Annotated in this window: 19 protein-coding genes and 1 pseudogene; 12 read left to right on the forward strand and 8 right to left on the reverse strand. The window is 70.7% G+C overall.

All coding sequences use genetic code 11. The annotated features are described in order from the left end of the window. Positions 1–247: 247 nt before the first annotated feature. Positions 248–2,242: an acetate--CoA ligase gene (gene acs / locus Vlu01_RS20140; RefSeq protein ID WP_204001871.1), complete on the reverse strand. Its 1,995-nt coding sequence runs from the start codon at positions 2,240–2,242 to the stop codon at positions 248–250. A 335-nt stretch (positions 2,243–2,577) separates the two neighbouring features. On the opposite strand from acs, the gene Vlu01_RS20145 reads away from it, so the two are divergent. Further along, positions 2,578–3,321, forward strand: coding sequence for a Fic family protein (locus tag Vlu01_RS20145; RefSeq protein ID WP_204001874.1), 744 nt, complete (start codon positions 2,578–2,580; stop codon positions 3,319–3,321). Positions 3,322–3,390: 69 nt separating this feature from the next. Here the strand turns inward: Vlu01_RS20145 and Vlu01_RS20150 are convergent, their stop codons facing one another. Further along, complete coding sequence (locus Vlu01_RS20150; RefSeq protein WP_204001876.1) at positions 3,391–4,197, reverse strand: HAD family hydrolase; 807 nt, start codon at positions 4,195–4,197, stop codon at positions 3,391–3,393. Positions 4,198–4,955: 758 nt separating this feature from the next. After that, positions 4,956–5,270 carry a hypothetical protein gene (locus Vlu01_RS27630; protein WP_239096025.1) on the reverse strand — a complete coding sequence of 105 codons (315 nt, stop codon included), beginning with the start codon at positions 5,268–5,270 and terminating at the stop codon, positions 4,956–4,958. 206 nt (positions 5,271–5,476) lie between these two features. On the opposite strand from Vlu01_RS27630, the gene Vlu01_RS20155 reads away from it, so the two are divergent. Next, positions 5,477–6,244, forward strand: a complete 768-nt coding sequence (locus Vlu01_RS20155; protein ID WP_204001877.1) for a DUF5753 domain-containing protein — start codon at positions 5,477–5,479, stop codon at positions 6,242–6,244. Continuing rightward, positions 6,241–6,435 (forward strand): DUF397 domain-containing protein, encoded by a 195-nt coding sequence (locus Vlu01_RS20160; protein WP_204001878.1) that lies wholly within the window; start codon positions 6,241–6,243, stop codon positions 6,433–6,435. Before Vlu01_RS20155 ends, Vlu01_RS20160 begins: the two co-directional genes overlap by 4 nt. Positions 6,436–6,618: 183 nt before the next feature. Here Vlu01_RS20160 and Vlu01_RS20165 read toward each other — a convergent pair whose 3' ends face one another. Together Vlu01_RS20165 and Vlu01_RS20170 are read right to left on the reverse strand one after the other, a co-directional pair. Beyond that, positions 6,619–7,251, reverse strand: a complete 633-nt coding sequence (locus tag Vlu01_RS20165) for a hypothetical protein (RefSeq protein ID WP_204001879.1) — start codon at positions 7,249–7,251, stop codon at positions 6,619–6,621. 297 nt (positions 7,252–7,548) lie between these two features. After that, complete coding sequence (locus Vlu01_RS20170; RefSeq protein ID WP_204001880.1) at positions 7,549–8,211, reverse strand: VHL beta domain-containing protein; 663 nt, start codon at positions 8,209–8,211, stop codon at positions 7,549–7,551. 473 nt (positions 8,212–8,684) lie between these two features. Here Vlu01_RS20170 and ssd point away from each other — a divergent pair, with 473 nt between their 5' ends. From ssd to Vlu01_RS20205, 7 genes and pseudogenes are all read left to right on the forward strand, one after another. Next, positions 8,685–9,788 carry a septum site-determining protein Ssd gene (gene ssd, locus Vlu01_RS20175; RefSeq protein ID WP_204001881.1) on the forward strand — a complete coding sequence of 368 codons (1,104 nt, stop codon included), beginning with the start codon at positions 8,685–8,687 and terminating at the stop codon, positions 9,786–9,788. Beyond that, complete coding sequence (locus Vlu01_RS20180; protein ID WP_204001883.1) at positions 9,785–10,984, forward strand: TadA family conjugal transfer-associated ATPase; 1,200 nt, start codon at positions 9,785–9,787, stop codon at positions 10,982–10,984. The genes ssd and Vlu01_RS20180 overlap by 4 nt, the downstream gene beginning before the upstream one ends. A gap of 680 nt (positions 10,985–11,664) precedes the next feature. After that, positions 11,665–12,363 (forward strand): annotated as a pseudogene (locus tag Vlu01_RS20185) (type II secretion system F family protein); the annotation flags it as partial. After that, positions 12,363–13,151 (forward strand): type II secretion system F family protein, encoded by a 789-nt coding sequence (locus tag Vlu01_RS20190; RefSeq protein ID WP_204001885.1) that lies wholly within the window; start codon positions 12,363–12,365, stop codon positions 13,149–13,151. The pseudogene Vlu01_RS20185 and the gene Vlu01_RS20190, both read left to right, overlap by 1 nt. 63 nt (positions 13,152–13,214) lie before the next feature. Next, the gene (locus Vlu01_RS20195; protein WP_205808979.1) at positions 13,215–13,343 is read left to right on the forward strand and encodes a DUF4244 domain-containing protein; all 129 of its coding nucleotides are present in this window, start codon (positions 13,215–13,217) and stop codon (positions 13,341–13,343) included. A 47-nt stretch (positions 13,344–13,390) separates the two neighbouring features. After that, positions 13,391–13,708 (forward strand): TadE family type IV pilus minor pilin, encoded by a 318-nt coding sequence (locus Vlu01_RS20200; protein WP_505840784.1) that lies wholly within the window; start codon positions 13,391–13,393, stop codon positions 13,706–13,708. Next, on the forward strand, positions 13,705–14,163 hold the full coding sequence (locus Vlu01_RS20205; protein ID WP_373307465.1) for an Rv3654c family TadE-like protein: 459 nt from the start codon (positions 13,705–13,707) through the stop codon (positions 14,161–14,163). The genes Vlu01_RS20200 and Vlu01_RS20205 overlap by 4 nt, the downstream gene beginning before the upstream one ends. A gap of 188 nt (positions 14,164–14,351) precedes the next feature. On the opposite strand, the gene Vlu01_RS20210 is transcribed toward Vlu01_RS20205, so the two are convergent. The 3 genes from Vlu01_RS20210 to sftH form a co-directional block, all read right to left on the reverse strand. Further along, positions 14,352–14,930, reverse strand: coding sequence for an LURP-one-related family protein (locus tag Vlu01_RS20210; RefSeq protein WP_204001889.1), 579 nt, complete (start codon positions 14,928–14,930; stop codon positions 14,352–14,354). Between the two features lie 154 nt (positions 14,931–15,084). Then, on the reverse strand, positions 15,085–15,291 hold the full coding sequence (locus Vlu01_RS20215; RefSeq protein ID WP_204001890.1) for a hypothetical protein: 207 nt from the start codon (positions 15,289–15,291) through the stop codon (positions 15,085–15,087). 110 nt (positions 15,292–15,401) lie between these two features. Continuing rightward, the gene (gene sftH / locus Vlu01_RS20220; RefSeq protein WP_308440947.1) at positions 15,402–17,873 is read right to left on the reverse strand and encodes a DEAD/DEAH box helicase; all 2,472 of its coding nucleotides are present in this window, start codon (positions 17,871–17,873) and stop codon (positions 15,402–15,404) included. A gap of 130 nt (positions 17,874–18,003) precedes the next feature. Here sftH and Vlu01_RS20225 point away from each other — a divergent pair, with 130 nt between their 5' ends. Continuing rightward, complete coding sequence (locus Vlu01_RS20225) at positions 18,004–18,345, forward strand: STAS domain-containing protein (protein WP_204001892.1); 342 nt, start codon at positions 18,004–18,006, stop codon at positions 18,343–18,345. After that, on the forward strand, positions 18,342–18,779 hold the full coding sequence (locus Vlu01_RS20230) for an ATP-binding protein (protein WP_204001895.1): 438 nt from the start codon (positions 18,342–18,344) through the stop codon (positions 18,777–18,779). Before Vlu01_RS20225 ends, Vlu01_RS20230 begins: the two co-directional genes overlap by 4 nt. The last annotated feature ends 282 nt before the right edge of the window (positions 18,780–19,061 follow it).

The raw sequence follows: 19,061 nt of genomic DNA on the forward strand, positions 1-19,061 counted from the left end.
CCTCCGGATTGAGGGAACCGGCCCGTCGGGGGTTGTGGGCCGGTGAAAAAGGCCCCCGTGAATGGGGCCAGTGGTGAATTTAGGCACTGACGGGGCCGGTGGGAAGGGTCAGGCCGGAATTTGTTGCAGATAGTTTCTGACAGGTGTCCTCGCTGTCACATGGGGATCAGGTCGGGACGGGCCGAAACATGACGAAGGGTGGCGGTCCGTACTCGGACCGCCACCCTCGTCGGGCGTACGCCTGCCGTCAGTCCTCGTCGGACTTCCCGCCGCTCATCCCGGCGGAAATCAGCTCCATCACGGACGAATCCTGCAACGTGGTCACGTCACCCAGCGAACGGTTCTCCGCCACGTCCCGCAGCAACCGGCGCATGATCTTGCCGGAACGGGTCTTCGGCAGCTCCGGCACCAGCATGATCTGCCGGGGCTTGGCGATCGGGCCGAGCGTCTTCGCCACGTGGTTGCGCAGCTCGGCGATGAGCTGCTCGCCGGCCTCACCGGAGATCTCGGTGCTGCCCCGGGGGATGGCGAACGCGACAATCGCCTGCCCGGTGGTCGGGTCGGTGGCGCCGACCACCGCCGCCTCCGCCACCGACGGATGCGACACCAGCGCCGACTCCACCTCAGTGGTGGAGATGTTGTGCCCCGACACCAGCATCACGTCGTCGACCCGGCCGAGCAGCCAGATGTGCCCGTCGTCGTCCTTCTTCGCGCCGTCACCGGCGAAGTAGATCCACGGGGCATTGGCGTCGCCACTGGCACCGGCGCCGAACCGCGACCAGTACGTCTCGATGAACCGGTTGTCGTCGCCCCAGATGGTGCGCAGCATCGACGGCCACGGCTCGCGCAGCACCAGATAACCGCCGCCGCCGTTGGGCACCGACTGGCCCTGGTCATCCACCACGTCCGCGACCACACCCGGCAGTGGAGTCATCGCCGAACCGGGCTTGGCGGCGGTCACCCCCGGCAACGGCGAGATCATCATGCTGCCGGTCTCGGTCTGCCACCAGGTGTCCACGACGGGCAGCTCACCGTGCCCCACGTGCTGCCTGTACCACATCCAGGCCTCGGGGTTGATGGGCTCGCCGACACTACCGAGCAACCGCAGCGAGGAGAGGTTGTACTCGGCGGGAATCTCCTCGCCCCACTTCATCATGGTGCGGATCAACGTCGGCGCGGTGTAGAGGATGGTCACTCCGTACCGGTCGACGATCTCCCAGATGCGGCCCTTGTGCGGGGTGTCCGGGGTGCCCTCGTACATCACCTGGGTCACGCCGTTGGAGAGCGGACCGTAGACGATGTAGGAGTGGCCGGTCACCCAACCGATGTCCGCCGTGCACCAGTACACGTCGGACTCCGGCTTCAGGTCGAAGACCGCGTGCGAGGTGTACGCCGTCTGAGCCAGATAACCACCGGTGGTGTGCAGGATGCCCTTCGGCCGGGCGGTGGTGCCGCTGGTGTAGAGGATGAACAGCGGATGCTCGGCGTCGAACGGCTGCGCCGAATGCTCCGGCGACGCCTGCTCCACCGCCTCGTGCCACCAGAGGTCCCGCTCGGACCACTCGACCTCCCCGCCGGTACGACGAACCACCAGCACGTGCTCGACCGACGGGCACTTCGCCACCGCCTCGTCGACGGTCGGCTTGAGCGCGGAAGGCTTGCCGCGCCGGTAGCCACCATCGGCGGTGATCACGACCTTCGCCGAGGCGTCCTGGATCCGGTTGGTCAACGCCTCGGCGGAGAAGCCGCCGAAGACCACGCTGTGCGTGGCGCCGATCCGGGCACAGGCCAGCATCGCGACTGCGGCCTCCGGAATCATCGGCAGGTAGATCGCCACCCGGTCACCGGCGGTAACCCCGAGGTCGGTGAGCGCGTTCGCCGCCTGGCAGGTCATCCGATGCAGGTCCGCGTAGGTGATGGTGCGGCTGTCGCCGGGCTCACCCTCCCAGTGGATCGCCACCTTGTCGCCCTGACCGGCCTCCACGTGCCGGTCGAGACAGTTGTAGGCCACGTTCAACTGCCCGCCGACGAACCACCTCGCGAACGGCGGCCGGGACCAGTCCAGCACCTGGTCCCACTTCTTCGCCCAGACCAGCCGGTCGGCCTGGCGCTCCCAGAAGGCGAGCCGGTCGGCCTCCGCCTCGGCGTACGCGTCAGCGGTGACGTTGGCGTCGGCGGCGAGTTCGGCCGGCGGCGGGAACTGGCGCGTCTCGTTGAGCAGATTGGCCAATGCCTCACTCATGCCGACACTCCGCTTCGCTTCGTGTCGGCATGAGGCACCAGCGCGCTGCGTTGATGATTCGCTCGCTGCCGCTCACTCATGCCTGCACTCCTCGTCGTTCAGGTGATCTGGGTCTCTTCCGGGCAGGTTAGTCGTGGCGTACGAGCGAGGCGACCGATCCCTCGCGCGCCCGTCGCCCAACGGCCCCTCCCACGCGCCGAGGTGCAAGGAAGGGCACCTTGTTAACGCCTCCGGTAGAGGAAGGGTCCCCTGCTAACACGCCGCTACGGGTGGCGGGCGTCGCGTTGCCGGTTACTCGTGCCCGAAGCTGCCGACCCGGTCGCTAGCGTGACGGGGTGACTTCCGATCCGCTCGCGCCGCTGCTCGACCTTGCCGACATCGCCGCCGCCGTCGAGCGCGCCCGCGACCGGTTCGACCGGGCACTCGGCCATCGGGCGCTGCGCCGTCACGGCGGCCAGGTGGCGGCCGAGGTGAGTCTGCGCTCCGCGGTGGCCAGCGCCGCCCTGGAGGGCCACGACCACGAGCGGGAGGCGGTACGCGCCGGCACCGTCACCGAACCGGTGCTCCAGGGGGCGCTGCGGGTCGCCGGCGCCCTGCCCGGGCTCAGCGAACTCTGGCCGAAGGCACCCCGACAGGTACTGGCGAAGCTGCACGTACTCGCCGCCCGTGAGGTGATCAGCGAAGCCGAGCTGGGCCGCCCGGTCGACGACCCGGTGGTCGCCGCCCGGCTCGACGGGCTGGTCGCGCTGGTGGCCGGCGGTACCCAGGTGAGCCCGCTGGTGCTGGCCGCCGTCGTGCACGGCGAACTGCTCAACCTGCGCCCGTTCGCCGGCCCCTCCGGCGTGGTGGCCCGGGGCGCGGCCCGTCTCGTACTGCTCTCCACCGGCTTCGACCCACGCGGCCTGCTCGCCGTCGACGTCGGCCACCGCGAGCGTGAGCCGGAGTACGTGGGCGCGGCCGGTGCCTTCGCCACCGGCACCCCCGACGGGTTGCGATCGTGGCTGCGGCACTACATGTCGGCTGTCGAAGTCGGTGCCGACCAGCTCACCGCGATCGGAGACGAAACACTGGCCGCCTGACGGTCCGGGTCGTGGCGCGGGGTGAGCTAACCGGCGGTGCTGTGGCGTGGGGCCGGTTCGGGTGGGCGGTCAGGCCGGCGAGGCGCTGGCGCGGGTGCGGCGGTGCCGGCCGTACCAGGCGATGCCGATCGCCACCCCCACACCGACGCCGAGCGCGGCCGCAGCGACCGGAACGGCGGGTCGGTCACGCAGCCGCCGACCCAGCGGGACCGGATGCCGGAACTCAAGCACCGGCCAACCGTTCTCGACCGCCAGCCGGCGCAACTGCCGGTCCGGGTTGACCACGCTCGGATGACCCACGCACTCCAGCAACGGACGATCGCTGTACGAGTCGGAGTAGGCGTACGCGGCGGACAGGTCGTACCCGCGCTCGGTGGCGAGTTCGCTGACCGCCTCGACCTTCCGGGGACCAGCGGCGTAGAACTCGACCTCACCGCTGTACCGACCGTCGACCACGCTCATCCGGGTGGCGATCACGTCGGTCACCCCGAGCAGCGCACCGATGGGCCGGACCATCTCCTCGCCCGAGGCGGAGACCAGCACCACATCCCGGCCGGCGGCCTGGTGCTCCTCGATCAGCGCGGCTGCCTCCGCGTACACATAAGGGTTGATCAGTTCGTGCAACGTCTCCGCGACGATCTGGCGGACCTGCTCCACCTGCCACCCCTTGCAGAGGGCGGCGAGATAATCACGCGTACGCGCCATGGTCTGCTCGTCGGTGCCGCCCAGCCGGAACATCAGCTGCGCGTACGCCGACTTGACCACGTCACGCCGAGTAATCAGACCGTCCCGGTAGAACGGCCTGCCGAACGCCAACGCGCTCGACTTGGCGATGACGGTCTTGTCCAGATCGAAGAAAGCGGCACTTCGGCCCACGGCGCGAAAGTCTAGCCCGATGGTCTATGGTCGGCGGGTGCCCGGGGCCTGAAGAGCACTCGGACCTGCGGGCCGAACCCCCGCTTGCCTGCGAAGAGTGACGGCGGTCACACGCTGCGAACAGGATTTCGCAGGGAGTGGAGGCTACACCACTCGACGTACACAGGTCTGCTCAGGCAGACTTGTTCACTAGCACGAGTATTCACACCAGCAGACCCTCGGCGGTTGCACCCCCCGTGACCGCTGAGCGGGTTCGGCTCGACCCCCCCCGGAGCCGAACCTCCGACGACCCCCGTCTCCCCCCGACGGGGGTCGTCCCTTTCTCGGGTGAGCGCTCTACCGCAGTTCACAACCGGGTGCCTGGTCACCGCGACCTCCTCGACGGTGAGGCTGCCGCCGGTGCTTTCCGAGTCGTTCCGCTTCGCCCTACCTGGCCGGTACGCCCGGTTGCGGGGGTGGGTGCCGGGGCGATCAGCCGCAGGCCGGCCGGTCGCACGAAGATTTCCCGCCGGTCCATGGCGTTGCCGGTCCGGTCGAGTGTGTAGCCGAGGAGCCAGACCCAACCGTCGTACGTTGTCCAGTCACGAACCTTGATTACTCGGAAGGTCACCGACCGCTTGCCAGCGAACTGCACGGACGCTCCGCTACCTACGTGCAGCACATCGCCCGGACGCGGGTCCATCACGGCCTGCCCTTGGCGCCTGATGTGGATGGGCACCGAGGCAAGCGGGCTTTGGCCACGACCGACACCGTGAGAATCAGATGATCGATCGACGAAACGGGCCCCAGGCGATGAACCGCTCGAACATCTCGCGGGGACTCTGGCCGTCATGCGGGTTCAGGTGGTACAGGTCTCGCATCGCTTTGTACATCAGGCCAGCGAGATAGATCGACAGGCCGGCGGCGTTCTTCTCGTACTCGGTCCGTAGTAGCAGCCGAGCGGTTGAGCAGGGCCAAGGGTGCCCGCAAGCCCTACAGCACCACATCGGGCGCAGCGGGGTGTGCGGTGGCTCGGTCTGGGTGCGCCAACGAGGCCGGTCGGGGGTCGGACCGTCAGCAGGGATCGACACCATGGACGAGATCACCGGACCTCCCTTTGGTCAACTGGGTGGGCCGCCCCGCCATCCCCTGCGAGGCGGCCCCGGACGTACGAGGCCGCCGGGCTCTCGCCTCCACCAACCACGCCGCTTTGACCTCAACCTTGCCAACCGTTGTGGAACGAACACACAGCGTTGCACTATCTCGTGTAGACGTTCGGAACGTTCTGAGGGAGCAACGGATGAACCATGCCGTTATCGAAGCCATGGCAGCGACAGGCGAGACAGCGGAGAGCCTTGCAGCTCAGATCGGCGTGGACCCGAAGACGGCGGCGAAGTGGGCGAACCCGGGACGGATACCACAGACACGCCATCGCTCCCAGGTTGCATCGGTGCTTAAGCGCGAGGTGCAGGAGCTTTGGCCGGACGTATTCAAGCGACGGGAACCGACATGGTTCCGGCGGTGGGTGGACATCGAACACGATGCGGTAGCCCTGCGGTGGTTTGAACTGGCCTGGGTACCAGGTCTCTTCCAGACGGAGGCGTACGCGCGGGCAACGCTTGCCATGACGAACCTCAGTTCCGAAGAGGTGGACGAACTGGTCTCGGCGCGGCTGCGACGGCAGGCGATCCTTCAGCGGTCACGGCCCCCGCTGGTCGTCGCCACGCTCGATGAGGCGGTCATTCGGAGACGGGTCGGTCGCGACGGGACGCTGATGCGCGAGCAGTGCGAACACATCGCGGCATGTGCTGAACTGCCGGGTGTTCAGATACACATCGTGCCCAGTGGTACGCCGATGTATCTCGGCATGGGTGGTCCGTTCATCCTCGCCGAGCTGCCGGACGGCACCCGGATAGCACACCTGGATGATCAGGTCAGGGCACACCTCACCGACGAGACGACCGAAATAGCTACGCTCGAACATCGATGGGCGCGCATAGTGGGAGAGGCCCTACCCTGGACGCAGTCCTTAGACCTCGTCAGAGAAGCGGCAGCATCATGGACATGACCGGCGCACAGTGGCGTAAGAGCAGCAAGAGCGGTAGCAACGGTGGAGCCTGCGTCGAGGTGGCCGACAACCTGCCTGGCGTGATTCTTGTTCGGGACACCAAGAACCGTGACGGCGGGACGCTGGCCTTCCGCCCGGCCGCTTGGCAGGGTTTCGTGGACATGGCCAAGGGGATCGGCGCGGCACGCTGACTCAATGACGGAAGCGCCCCGGCACCCATCACCGGTGACCGGGGCGTCTTGGTGGCTGCGGCTAAGACAGGTAGCGGTAGACCACGTGGGGCACGATGTGCTTGCGCCGTAGCCGGCGGGCGGGTGGCTCGCTCTAGGTGATCGATTACAGGCTCGGCACTTTGCTCGATGCAGCGAACGTCTTCACGGCCTGGAGTAAGCGGTCGAGGAAGGTTGGCAGGTCGGTGGCGGCCATGTCGAAGTGCGGGTCCTCCGAGGTGTAGACGCCGTCGAGGAGAGCGTCCGGTGGGAGGCGGTAGACGGGAGGGATACTCCACCGGAGACCTGGCCGTGGTCGTTGACGTCGGACACGTCGGCGAGGGGCAGGAGCCGGGAGCGGCCGTTCGTCCACAGGGCGGGACCTGCGTCGGTGTGACCGACGACCTGACCCCGGTTGTTGATCGCCACGGGCCGCACGAACGAGTCACCCAGCGGTCGCAGGAGACCGCGATCCCAGATGTACGCACCGGAGCCGTCGTCGTGGCTGCCGACGATCTGGCCACGGTCGTTGATGTCGACTGGGCTGAAATCACCGAGGTCGATCATCCGGCCGTGACGCCAGAGGAATCCGCGGTAGATGCCGTCCGTGCCCTGGGCGCGGCCCACCACGTCGCCACGGTCGTTCATGGCGTTGGCGTAGCTGCTCTCGCCGCCGAGCGTGCCGAGGTCCACCATGCGGTACTGGGCCACGGTGTCGGGCGCGGCGGCGGTGGGTGCGAGAGCGGGTGCCGCCGTCACGGCGGCTGCGAGGAGAGCGGTAGCGAGGATGGATGGCATGGTCAGCGTCCTCCGCAGCGTCGCCGGGCGAAACGTGCGCTCAGCGTAGGCGCGTCCTGCCGCTCCGGCAGGGTGCTGTCACGTAGCGGACAGCCCGTGCGCATCAGGAATCGCCGTGGCGGATCGCGAACCGTTGAGCCGGATCAACACGGAAGACCGGAGCAGCAGCGAACCAGTCACTGTCCCGAGGATCCAGCCTGGCGACGAGAAGGCGGCAGCGGACCTCCGGGAGGTGGGGGTCGAGCAGGACGAAACCATGAGCTTCGGGAAAGCAGCCAGTGAGGGAAAGACCACGGCTTACCTGATCACGGCTCGGCCGGGCGTACCCGTCGGCTCGAAGCAGGCCAGGGTGCGGCCCCGGCGGTCGGTCACCACCCACGGGTGACCGACGTACGTGTGCTGCTGGTACGACTCGTGTGGTTGCAGCACGGCGTACTGCCTCCGGTGCCCACGATGGTCGAGCCAGTGCACGATGACCGACCGCGACCGAAGGTTGACGAATTCGATGCTCGTCTCGCTGCCGCCGTCGGTCGACCGCAACCCGCGTTCGCGCCAGGCTGGCAGTGGGTTCAGGTGCTCCGGCTCGGGCGGGCGGGTGGTCGCTGGTGGAGCCACCGGCCGGCTCGGCGAGGGGGTGGGGCGGGTGTTCGGCGTCGCCGCTCTGGTAGGAGAGTCGGCGCTGGTGGGCGACGGGGGCGGCGTCGCCTTGCGACTCAGGTTCGGCCGGGAGGAGGAGACGCCGCCGACGGATGAGGAGGGGGTCGGGGCGGAGGGTGACGGCGCACCGGCAGAGGCGAAACCGTCCAGGTTGCCCGCCGGGCTGCCCGGCGGCGGAGGAATCCAACCCGCCGGGGCATCCGGTGCCGCGACCGTCGGCGGTTCGGTCGCCGGCCAGAGCACGGTGAGGATGAGGCCGAGTACGGCGGCGGCGACGCCCGCCAGCACCAGCCGGTGCGACATTCGGCCGGGAGCGCGATGGGCGGGTTCGAACGAGACGACGGATTCCCGTACCAGCAGAGGTGTGGCCGAATCGTTGGCTCCTGCCTCCGGTGCCGGTGGCAGTGCCCGTGGAGCCGGACGTGCCGCCAGCTGCCTGGCGCGGGAGCGTGGGTCGAACAGCCAGGGGCCGACCCGCAGCCTCGGCTCGACACGGGCATGTTCGTGATCTGGCGACTGTTTCATGACCTCGATCCGGCGCGGAATACCGTTCGGCCGACGGCACAGGACGTCGATTATGCGTGGTGCGCGTCACGTCCGCCATGGGTGGTCAGGGTGCGATGTGCGGCCGTCCACATAACAGATCAACAACGGGTGTGGGTGTTGTCCACAGAACGCTTCGTTGTCCACAGGCTCGTCGGCTGGGGCGGCATCCGGGGTGGCAGCGGCGGCAGGGTTCGACCCAGTGAACCCGCGCCGACCGCTTGGAGGCCGCGATGCCACCCCGTACCTCCCTCCCACCGGACCGACGTCCGCCGCTGGTCGTCACCTCGGACGGTGACCTGCTCGACGACCTCCTCCGGCTCGCTGCCGCAGGAGGAGTCGAGGTGGAGGTCGCCGCTGATCCGGCGGCCGCACGCACCCGCTGGCGCCCGGCCCCGCTGGTCCTCATCGGCAACGACCAGGCGCAGTCCTGCCTACGGGCGCGGCTGCCCCGGCGTCCCCGACTGGTCCTGGTGGGGCGGGCCGGCGACGTCGAGGCCGGCTGGCAGGTGGCCGACCTGCTCGGCGCGGAACACGTGGCCGTGTTGCCGGCGGCCGAGCCGTGGCTGGTGGACCGGTTCGCCGACTGCGGGGGCGAGGGTATGGCCACGGCCCAGGCCCGCATGGTCGCGCTCGTCGGTGGCCGGGGTGGAGCCGGTGCCAGCATCCTCGCCGGTGGCCTCGCCGTCACCGCCGCGCGGGCACGGCTGCGCACCCTCCTGCTCGACGCCGACCCGCTCGGTGGCGGCCTGGACCTGGTGCTCGGTTGGGAGCAGATGGAGGGGCTGCGCTGGCCGGCGCTGACCGGGGCCGATGGGCGGGTCGACGCACCTGCCCTGGTACGAGCGTTGCCCAGCCGGGGCGATCTGGTGGTGCTCTCCTGGGACCGGGGAGACCTGATCGCCGTGCCGGCCGAAGCGGTCGCCGCGACTCTGGACGCCGCTCGGAGGAGCCGCGACTTCGTGGTGGTGGACCTGCCCCGGCATCTCGACGACGCTGCGGTGACCGCTCTTCAGGCTGCTGATCGCGCGTTCGTGGTGGTTCCCGCCGAGCTGCGGGCGACCGCCGCCGCAGCCCGGGTGGTCGCCGCAGCGGCACCCCACTGCCCCGACCTGTCCGTCATCGTCCGAGGTCCGGCGCCCGGCCGACTCCGTGCCGTGGAGGTGGCCAAAGCGCTCGGCCTGCCGCTGGCCGCTTCCCTGCGGCCGGAGCCGGGCCTGTGCCGTGGGCTGGAGCGGGGCGAGGCTCCGGCGGCCGGTGGGCGCGGGCCGTTGGCCGAGCTTTGCCAGCGGATCGTCACCGAGCTCACCGGTCAACCCGCGGCGGGTGCGGCATGACCGGGGAGAATCTCGCGGCCCGGGTACGCCAGCGGATCGCCGCCACCACCACGCCGGTCACCCCCGCCGCGATCGTCTCTGCGGTACGCGCCGAACCCGACGCCGCCGTCCTTGGTGACAACGCGCTGCTGCGGATCGCCGACCGGGTACGCGACGACCTGGTGGGCGCTGGCCCGCTCGCCGTGCTGCTGGCCGACCCCGAGGTGACGGACGTCCTGGTCAACGGTGCTCGGGTGTGGGTCGACCGTGGTCAGGGGCTGCACCAGGTTCCGGTGCCGGTGGGCACTCCGGACGACGTGCGTCGACTCGCGCAGCGGCTTGCGGCCGGTGCCGGTCGCCGGCTGGACGACGGTTCGCCGTGCGCCGACGCACGGTTGGCTGACGGCACGCGACTGCACGCGGTGCTGCCTCCGGTGGCGACCGAGGGCCCCTACCTGTCCCTGCGTACCTTCCGGCAGCGTCCGTTCAGTCTGGACGAACTGGTGGCACAGGGTGCGGTGGCCCGGCCGGTGGCGCCGGTGCTCGCCGCCGTGGTGGCGGCCCGGCTCGCCTACCTGGTGATCGGAGGTACCGGCTCCGGCAAGACAACCCTGTTGAACACGTTGCTCGGGCTGGTACCGAGCACCGAGCGGATCGTCCTGGTCGAGGACGCCGCCGAGCTGCGGCCGGTGCATCCGCACGTGGTGAGCCTGCAAACTCGCACGGCCAACGTGGAGGGTACGGGTGCCGTCGGCCTGAGCGAGCTGGTCCGGCAGGCGCTGCGGATGCGCCCGGATCGGCTGGTGGTCGGTGAGTGTCGGGGCGGCGAGGTGGTCGACCTGTTGGCCGCCCTCAACACCGGTCACGAGGGTGGCGCGGGGACGCTGCACGCCAACACTCCGTTGGACGTACCGGCCCGGCTGGAGGCGCTCGGCCTGCTCGGTGGGCTGCCACGTCCGGCGCTGCACGCCCAGGTGGCGGCAGCACTTCAGGTGGTGTTCCAGATCCGCCGCACGCCGCAGGGCCGCGTGCTGGAGTCGATCTGCCTGTTGCTGCCGGAAGGGCCCGACCGGCTGGTCACCGCAGTCCCCGCCTGGATACGTGGTCGAGGAATCGGGGTGGCGGCTCGGGCGCTCGGCACGTTGATTCGTGGCCGTGACGTGTCGGTGCCGCCGATCCTGTGCGAACCCTGGCCCGCGTCGGCGGTGTCGTCATGAGCGGCGCGTGGTGGGGGACGTTGGCGGTGTTGCCGGTCCTGGCGGCGGCACTGAGGCTCCGGATGCGGGGCCGTCGTGTTCCTGGAGGGTCCACGAAGGGCCGCAAGGCGGCCGACGATCCACTGGTCGAGTGGGTTGTCACCCTTCGTGAGACGAGTGCTCAGTGTGACGGTGAGGGGCTGGCCCGGTCCGCCGGGCCGACCTGCACGGTGCGGGGTCCGGCCAGCACTCGAGTGTCGGCACGGGAGCGCGGGGCAGCCATCCCGATGGTCGGGGTGCGCCCGGGTGGGCCAGCGGCCTCGCCGATCGCATTGCCCGCGTCCGGGCCGTCGACATCACCTGTCGCGTCCCGCCCACCGGGGCCGCGCGGAGGCCGGCGACCGTCTCGGCCCGGCGGCCTACCCGGTGGTGCCACGCAGGGACCAGCAACCGCATTCGCGGTGCCGACGACCGGTACCCCGGCACCTGCCGAGGACCAGATCGCCGCGACCATGAACAACCACCGAGTTCAGGCCGACCGTCGAGTTCAGGCCGACCGTCACGATCAGGCAGACCGCCGTGATCAGACAAACCGTCGCGGTCAGATCGGTCACCGCGATCAGACAAACCATCGCGGTCAGATCGGTCACCGCGATCAGGCAGACGGCCGGGTACTCAGGTCGAGAGGGCTGACAGGGCGGCTGACGACGCCACGCCGCATCCTGTTGTTGACCGGCCTGCTCGGCGCGGGGGTAGGTGAGCTGCTTGCTGGCCCGGTGGCCGCAGTGGCTCTGGCCGGTTATGGCGTCCTGGGTGTGCGGGCATTGCTCCGCCGGGCAACCGTGGGTCGGGCCGTCGGGGACCGCAGGGAGCGGTTGGATCAGCTCTGCGCCCTGGCCGGGGACCTACGGGTCGGTCTGCCCGTACCGGCGGCTGCCCAGGTGCTGACCAGCCCCTTATCGGCTGTGGGCCAGCCGGATGAGACCGTCATCGCGGACGGTCGGACCGCCGGATATGTGCCAGGGCTGCCAGCCGGGGCCGATCCCGGCCGGGCGGAGGATCGCCTCGGGCGACTGGCCGGGGCGGCGGTACGGCTGGCCGAGCGCACGGGGGCGCCGCTGGCCGATCTGGTGGAGCGGATCGAAGCTGACGCCCGGTCGACGGACCGAGGGCTGGCCGCGGTAGCGGCCCAGGCGTCCGGAGCTCGAGCCACCGCCTGGCTGCTGGCTGCCCTGCCGTTGGGCGGGATCGGCCTCGGCTACGGGATCGGAGTGGACCCCCTCCAGGTCCTGCTGCACACCCCGGTCGGTGGCGGTTGTGCGATCGCAGCCGTGGGCCTTCAGGTGATCGGGCTGCTCTGGGCGGAGCGTCTCGGGGTCACCTCGGACGGGGACAACTGATGCTCCGGACGCACCTGATGGCCGGTGGCCTGGCCGGCCTCGCCCTGCTCGCCACGCTCACGGTCGGTTGGTACCGGCCCCGGCGCCGGTTGCGCCGGCTGTCCAACAGGGCACCGGCCGTCCAGCCCAGCGGGCGAGATGGCGATGTGCCGAGACAGGCTTCGATAGACCCGCCACGGCGTCCGCCCACATGGCGGCCGGACCTGGTACGGCTGGCCGCCGGGCTGTCCGGCCTGGCGGTGGCGGTACTCGTCGAAGGCTGGGCCGGCCCGGTGGCGGCGTTGCCAACGGTGGTGCTGCTCGACCGGCTGCTCCGGCGGATCGAACCGCCGGCCGTACGCCGTCGTCGGTTGCGCGCCGCTGCCGACCTGCCACTCGCCGCGGATCTGCTCGCGGCTGCGCTGCGGGCCGGGGCGCCGGTGGAACGTTCGGTGCTCGCGGTGGCCGACGCGCTCGGTGGGCCGCTGGGCCGACAACTTGCCCGGGTCGGTCGCACGTTGCAACTCGGCGGTGGCCCCCAGGAGGCGTGGGCACATCTGTCAGCGGTACCGGGAACGCATCGGGTGGCCACTGCCGCGATCCGTTCGGCGAGCAGCGGTGCCGCCCTGGCCGGAGCGCTCACCCGGCTCGCCGACGACCTGCGAGCAGACCGGGCCGTCCAGCTTGAGGCGGCCGCTCGCCGTTCGGGTGTGCTGATCGTGCTGCCGCTGGGGCTCTGCTTCCTGCCCGCCTTCATTCTCGCCGGTCTGGTGCCGGTGATCGTCGCTGTCCTCGGCGACGTGCTGTGAAACTCATCGAGAAAGGACGAACACGTGCGCAGAATCCTCGCCCGCCTTCGCGGGGACGCAGGAATGAACACCGCAGAGTACGCGGTCGGAACGCTCGCCGCAGTGGCCTTCGGAGGTGTCCTGCTCAAGGTGCTCACCTCCGATGGCGTGCAGTCCGCGTTGACCGCCGTCATCGACCGGGCACTGAAGTGATCGGGCGCCGGCCGGCCGGCCACGACCGGGGGTCGTTCACCGCCGAGATGGCGGCCGGCCTGCCGGCGCTGGTGCTGCTCCTGCTCACCGGCCTGACCACGATCAACGCGGTGAGTACCAAGGCGGCGTGCCTGGACGCGGCCCGGGAGGCGGCGCTCGCCGCCTCCCGGGGAGAGCCGGGCGTAGCCGCTGGCGACCGACACGCCCCGACGGGCGCGGAGGTGAGCGTCGTCGTCGACGGTGAGTACGTCCGGGCGACGGTCCGTGCCTCCGTTCGCGCCCTCGGTGCCGACCTGCCCGCGATCAGCGTCGTGGCCACGGCGGTCGCGGCGGTCGAACCGGGTGCGCCGGAGCCGCAGCCGTGAGCGCCGTCGCCGCCGCGCGGCCCCAACCCCCGGCCGCGAGGGCGTCGTCGGTCCGGCGCAGCCGACGGGCCAGCACCCGCCGCCGGCCGGTGGGCTGGCGGGCCACCCGGGGCGGTGACAGGGGCGGGGCCACAATCTGCCTGCTCGGGGTGGGGTTGCTCTTCGTCGTGGCCGGCCTCTTCGGGGCCGGGGTGGGCGCGGCCCGGGTGGCGCGGCAGCAGGCCCGGGTCGCCGCCGATTTCGGTGCCCTCGCCGGTGCGGCTCAGGCCCTTCAGGGCGAGCCGTTGTCGTGTGCCCGGGCGGGCGAGCTGGTCGCCGCGAACGGGGCCCGGCTGGTGTGGTGCCGGCTCGACGGTTTGGACGTGCTGGTCACCACGGAGGTCAGCGTGGAGCCGTTACCGGGCCTGGCCCGCACCGCCACCGCCACCAGCCGGGCCGGCCCGCTGCGTGGCTGACCGGCTCGGCTCGATGACGGCTGGCCGGGCTGCTGAAACGGTGGCGCAGCTCCGCGTGCTGTCGGGTCGGGTGCCCGGTCATCACCGCCTGGACGCCCGCCGCCGCTCGCGCGGCGGCAACGCCGAGCGAGCCGGCCCGGAGCCGAGCGAGCCGACCAGGAAAGGACGGCTGTGTGGCCGGTCCGACGTCAGCGGCCCTGGAGGGCGTCGAGGGCGACGGCCATGGCGATCACCAGGCGACGGTCGATCTGCGGGTTCTGAATTTCGACGACGTAACGGTCCCGCAGGCCCCACTTCTTGACCACGGAGAAGACGGGCTGGCCGCCCGCGACGAAGTCGAAGTGGTACGGCAGCCAGGACAGCGAGTCGATGAAACGGCGGAGCAGCGCCACCGGCATGCTGCGTTCCTGCCCGGTGACGTTGGGCAGGCCGGCCTGCTCGACGTGCCAGGTCGAGCGGAGCAGGGACTGCGCGAAGTCCTTCCGGAACAGGCCGATCGGGTTACCGGCGTGGTCGGTGACGTCGTACGTGGCGCCGAGGTCGAGGCGCTGACGGGCCTTGAAGCCGAGCAGCGGCTGCTGCTTGGAGTCGTCGGTGTAGATCGTCACCTGCTCCTTGAAGGCGAGCCGCTTCTGCTGAGCGAAGGCCAACAGCCCGCCCTCGGAGCCGTCCGGCGCGACGCTGTGCACCTCGTACTGGTTGACCATGAATCGCACCCGCTGGCGGATGTGGAACTGCTGCTGCGCCTGCAAGTTATCGAGCTGCATCTGAACTCCTCAACTGTGGTGCGCCGGAGTGTCGCACAGTCGGACAACGGCGGCGGCCCGGGACCGCCGTCAGCGGAGGCCGTGAAGTCGGGTGCCGTGACGTCGGGCGAGGCCGTGACGTCGGGTGCTGTGACGTCGAGGGGAGGCCGTGCGGTCAGCGGACGCCGTCGACGGTCGACCGGTGCGTCAAGGTGGTCAAGAGTTGCTGGATGGTGCGCAGGCGTTCGTTGATCTGATCCAGCCGCTCGGCCTGAGCCAGGGTGGCGAGCGCGGTTCCCAACGCGATCTGCTGGTTGATGTCGAGCTTCTCCTGGTCGATGGTGTAGAGCAGGTCGACGGTCTCGGCGATGGTGTCGGCCACGGCCCCTCCTCCATGGTGGCAAGGACAAAGACAACGAACGGTGAGACGGCACTCGATGGAAGCGCTCCCACAACCAATGCCCGCCTGCCCCGGTTTTCATGCCGGCCAGATCACTCCGGCAGGTTGGTGAGTACCACGTCGAGCACCCGGATCGCGTCCGGCTTGGACAGCGGATTGTTGCCGTTGCCGCACTTGGGCGACTGCACGCAGGACGGGCAGCCGGCCTCGCAGCCGCACTCGGCGATCGCGTCCCGGGTGGCCCGCAGCCAGGACGCCGCCATGCCGTACGCCCGCTCGGCGAAGCCCGCACCCCCCGGATGCCCGTCGTAGACGAAGACGGTCGGGGCCTCGGTGTCCGGGTGCACCGCCGTGGAGAGGCCGCCGATGTCCCACCGGTCGCAGGTGGCGACCAGGGGCAGCAGCCCGATCGCGGCGTGTTCGGCCGCGTGCAGCGCTCCCGGCACGTCGGCTGGATCCACCCCGGCGGCGGTCAGCGACTCAGGGGAGAGGGTGAACCAGACCGCGACGGTACGCAGCTCACGCGCCGGCAGATCCAGCGGCCGGGTGTCGATCACCTCGCCGGTGGCGATCCGACGCCGCTGGTAGGAGACCACCTGACTGGTCACGTCCACCTCGCCGAGGAAGAGCCCGACCGGCCCGGCGTCCACGTAGGAACGTACCGAGACCACCGACAGTGAGGTGACGTCACGGGCGTGGGTGGACCAGTCCGGCTCCTCAGGGTGCACCAGCGCACACCCGTCGTCGAGATCGAGCGAGTCGACCACGTACGACACGCCCTGATGCAGGTAGACCGCGCCGGCATGCAGCAGAAAGTGCGCGGAGCCGCCGTCGACCGTGCCGAGCAGCCGGCCGGTCGCCGCCTCCACCACACAGACCGGCGCGCCGCCCTCGCCGCGCAGGTCCACCTCGGGTCGCTCCCGGTGCCGCCAGTACCAGCCGGTCGGTCGTTGCCGCAGCGCGCCCGCCTCGACCAGTGCCGCCACAGCCTGCTTCGCGCCGTCGCCGAAGAGCTCCAGATCGGCCCGGGTCAGCGGGGCCTCGGCTGCCGCGCAGGCCAACTGTGGACCGAGCACGTACGCGTTGGCCGGGTCGAGCACGGTGGCCTCCACCGGAGCCCCGAAAACCGCCTCCGGATGGTGCACCAGGTAGGTGTCCAGCGGGTCGTCCCGGGCCACCAGCACGGCGAGGGCCTCCTGGCCGGAGCGCCCGGCCCGGCCCGCCTGCTGCCACAGCGAGGCCCGGGTGCCCGGATACCCGCAGATCACGACCGCGTCGAGCCCGATCAGGTCGACTCCCAGCTCCAGCGCGTTGGTCGAGGCCAGCCCCAGCAACTCGCCGTGCAGCAGCGCCCGCTCCAGGTCGCGGCGCTCCTCGCGCAGGTAGCCGCCCCGGTACGCGGCCACCCGGCCACCGAGCCCCGGGACCGCCTCGTCGAGGCTGCGCCGGGCGCTTGTCGCCACCACTTCGGCGCCGCGTCGGGAGCGGACGAAGGCGAGCGTGCGTACCCCGGCGGCGACGGTGTCGGCGAGCAGGTCGGCGGTCTCCCGCAGCGCGGACCTCCGGACCTGGGTGAGATCCGACCCCGCTGCGGGCGCACCGGACCCGGCGGGCGTCCCGGACGCGCCAGGCTTCCCGGAGACACCGGGCTCTCCGGATGGATCGGGCTGCCCGGCAGAGGGGTCCGGGGGGAGCAGCGGTGGCTCCCAGAGGGCGAAGGTGACCCCGGCGCGCGGCGAGGTGTCCTCGGTGATGGCTGTCACCGGGAGACCGGTCAGCCGGCCGGCCGCCGCGGCCGGGTCGCCCGACGTCGCCGACGCCAGCACGAACGTCGGTCCGTCGGCGCGGCCGTAGCGGGCGCACTGCCGCCGCAGTCGGCGTAGCACGTGCGCGACGTGCGAGCCGAACACGCCCCGGTAGACGTGACACTCGTCGACTACCACGTATGCCAGCCGGCGCAGGAAACCGGACCACTGGGCGTGCCCGGGCAGGATGCCGTGGTGCAGCATGTCGGGGTTGGTCAGCACGAACCGGGAATGCCGCCGGATCCACTCCCGCTCGGCACGCGGGGTGTCACCGTCGTAGCAGGCCGGGCGTACGCCCTCGATCTCCAACGTGGCGACGGCGCGCAACTGGTCGGCGGCGAGCGCCTTGGTCGGTGCCAGGTAGAGCACGGTGGCGCGTGGGTCGGCGAGCAGCGTGGCCAGCGCCGGTAGCTGGTACGCCAGGGACTTGCCGGAGGCGGTGCCGGTGGCCACCACGACATGTCTCCGGTCGTACGCCAGGCCGGCCGCCTCGGCCTGGTGCCGCCACGGCGTCCTGACTCCGCGCCGGGCGTACGCCGCGCGTAGTTCCTCCGGAGCCCAGGACGGCCACGGCGCCGGTATCCCGCCCCGGGCCGGCACCCGCTCGACGTGGGTGACCGGATCGTCGGGATGCCGCTGGCGTAGCCGGCGCAGCAGGTCCCCGGGCGACGCGAGCGGCGGGCCGGCGGGTACGGCTTCCGTGGTGCGCTCGGGGTCGCTGCCGGCGGATACGGTGGCTGCCGAGGTCACGTCCTGCACTCTCGCACTGGTGTTCGGAAATCGGAAATCGGCATGCCGGGTACGGGGGACTGCGCCGGTGAGTGGTCGGACCGACCTTGGGGTAGTGGTTAGATGCCAAGAGAGTTTACGGCTGCCTGAAGGAGGACGGATGGAGCTGTCGCTGGCGACCCGCACCGTGGGTGAGCACACGGTGCTCGAGGTCGGCGGTGAGGTGGACGTCTACACCGCCCCCCGGCTGCGCGAACGGCTCCTGGAACTGATCGACGCGGGGGCCCGGCACGTGGTGGTGGATCTCGGGCGGGTGGACTTCCTCGACTCCACCGGGCTGGGCGTGCTGGTCGGCGCGCTCAAGCGGCTGCGCACCGCGGACGGCACCTTCGCTCTGGTCTGTGACAAGGAGCCACTGCTCAAGATCTTCCGGATCACCGCGTTGGATCAGGTGTTCCCGCTGCACCCGACGGTCGAAGCGGCGACCGGCACCGGCCAGTGATGGCCACGGTCCGGCTCTCCTTCTCACCTGCGCCGGTGCACGTGCGTACCGCACGCCTGGTCGGCGTCGCGGTGGCCCGGCGCGCGGGGGTCCGCGAGGATCTGCTCGACGAGGTCCGGCTGGCCATCGGCGAGGCGTGCACCCGGGCGGTTGCCCTGCACCGCCAGTACGGTGTCGCCGAACCGGTGCTGGTGGAGATGTCGGACTCGGGGACGTACTCGGTGCGGGTGGTGGACCGGGCGCCGATCGAGGCGAGCATCGGTCTGGCCGCGCTCGACGCCGATCAGTTGGCCAACGAGTCGCTGAACGAGGACGACCTGACCACCGGGGTCGGCTTCGCCCTGCTCGCCGGATTCGTCGAGGATCTTCAGGTCCGTCCGGTCGACGAGGGCATCGGCACCGAGGTGCGGATGGTCTGGCCGGTCAACCGCTGACCTGCTGGTGACCCGCTGACGCGTCCATGGACCGGCCGCTATACCAGATTTGGGTTCATAACACAGCGACGGAGATCATCCAGACCTGCCGCCACCTCGGTGTGACCTCCAACACTGCGGACGGCTAGAGTACGCGGGTTGTCAGCAAGTGATCCACCGGGCAGCCAGCGCAGATGGGCGTGGAGTCGCTGGTTCGCCGGGCGGATCGGCGCGCACTTGCGAATTCGCATCCAGGCGCCGGGCGGTGCGTCTCTACCGGCCGGCGCGTTGTTCGGCACAGGA

It is taken from the genome of Micromonospora lutea (genome assembly GCF_016863535.1).
Lineage (GTDB): Bacteria > Actinomycetota > Actinomycetes > Mycobacteriales > Micromonosporaceae > Micromonospora > Micromonospora lutea.

Bases quoted from the DNA above. Each gene is read 5' to 3' on its own strand.
- acs (WP_204001871.1), bottom strand. From the start codon at position 2,242: ATGAGTGAGGCATTGGCCAATCTGCTCAACGAGACGCGCCAGTTCCCG.
- Vlu01_RS27630 (WP_239096025.1), bottom strand. From the start codon at position 5,270: ATGGTGTCGATCCCTGCTGACGGTCCGACCCCCGACCGGCCTCGTTGG.
- Vlu01_RS20155 (WP_204001877.1), top strand. From the start codon at position 5,477: ATGAACCATGCCGTTATCGAAGCCATGGCAGCGACAGGCGAGACAGCG.
- Vlu01_RS20160 (WP_204001878.1), top strand. From the start codon at position 6,241: ATGACCGGCGCACAGTGGCGTAAGAGCAGCAAGAGCGGTAGCAACGGT.
- Vlu01_RS20165 (WP_204001879.1), bottom strand. From the start codon at position 7,251: ATGCCATCCATCCTCGCTACCGCTCTCCTCGCAGCCGCCGTGACGGCG.
- Vlu01_RS20170 (WP_204001880.1), bottom strand. From the start codon at position 8,211: ATGTCGCACCGGCTGGTGCTGGCGGGCGTCGCCGCCGCCGTACTCGGC.
- ssd (WP_204001881.1), top strand. From the start codon at position 8,685: ATGCCACCCCGTACCTCCCTCCCACCGGACCGACGTCCGCCGCTGGTC.
- Vlu01_RS20180 (WP_204001883.1), top strand. From the start codon at position 9,785: ATGACCGGGGAGAATCTCGCGGCCCGGGTACGCCAGCGGATCGCCGCC.
- Vlu01_RS20190 (WP_204001885.1), top strand. From the start codon at position 12,363: ATGCTCCGGACGCACCTGATGGCCGGTGGCCTGGCCGGCCTCGCCCTG.
- Vlu01_RS20195 (WP_205808979.1), top strand. From the start codon at position 13,215: ATGAACACCGCAGAGTACGCGGTCGGAACGCTCGCCGCAGTGGCCTTC.
- Vlu01_RS20200 (WP_505840784.1), top strand. From the start codon at position 13,391: ATGGCGGCCGGCCTGCCGGCGCTGGTGCTGCTCCTGCTCACCGGCCTG.
- Vlu01_RS20210 (WP_204001889.1), bottom strand. From the start codon at position 14,930: ATGCAGCTCGATAACTTGCAGGCGCAGCAGCAGTTCCACATCCGCCAG.
- Vlu01_RS20225 (WP_204001892.1), top strand. From the start codon at position 18,004: ATGGAGCTGTCGCTGGCGACCCGCACCGTGGGTGAGCACACGGTGCTC.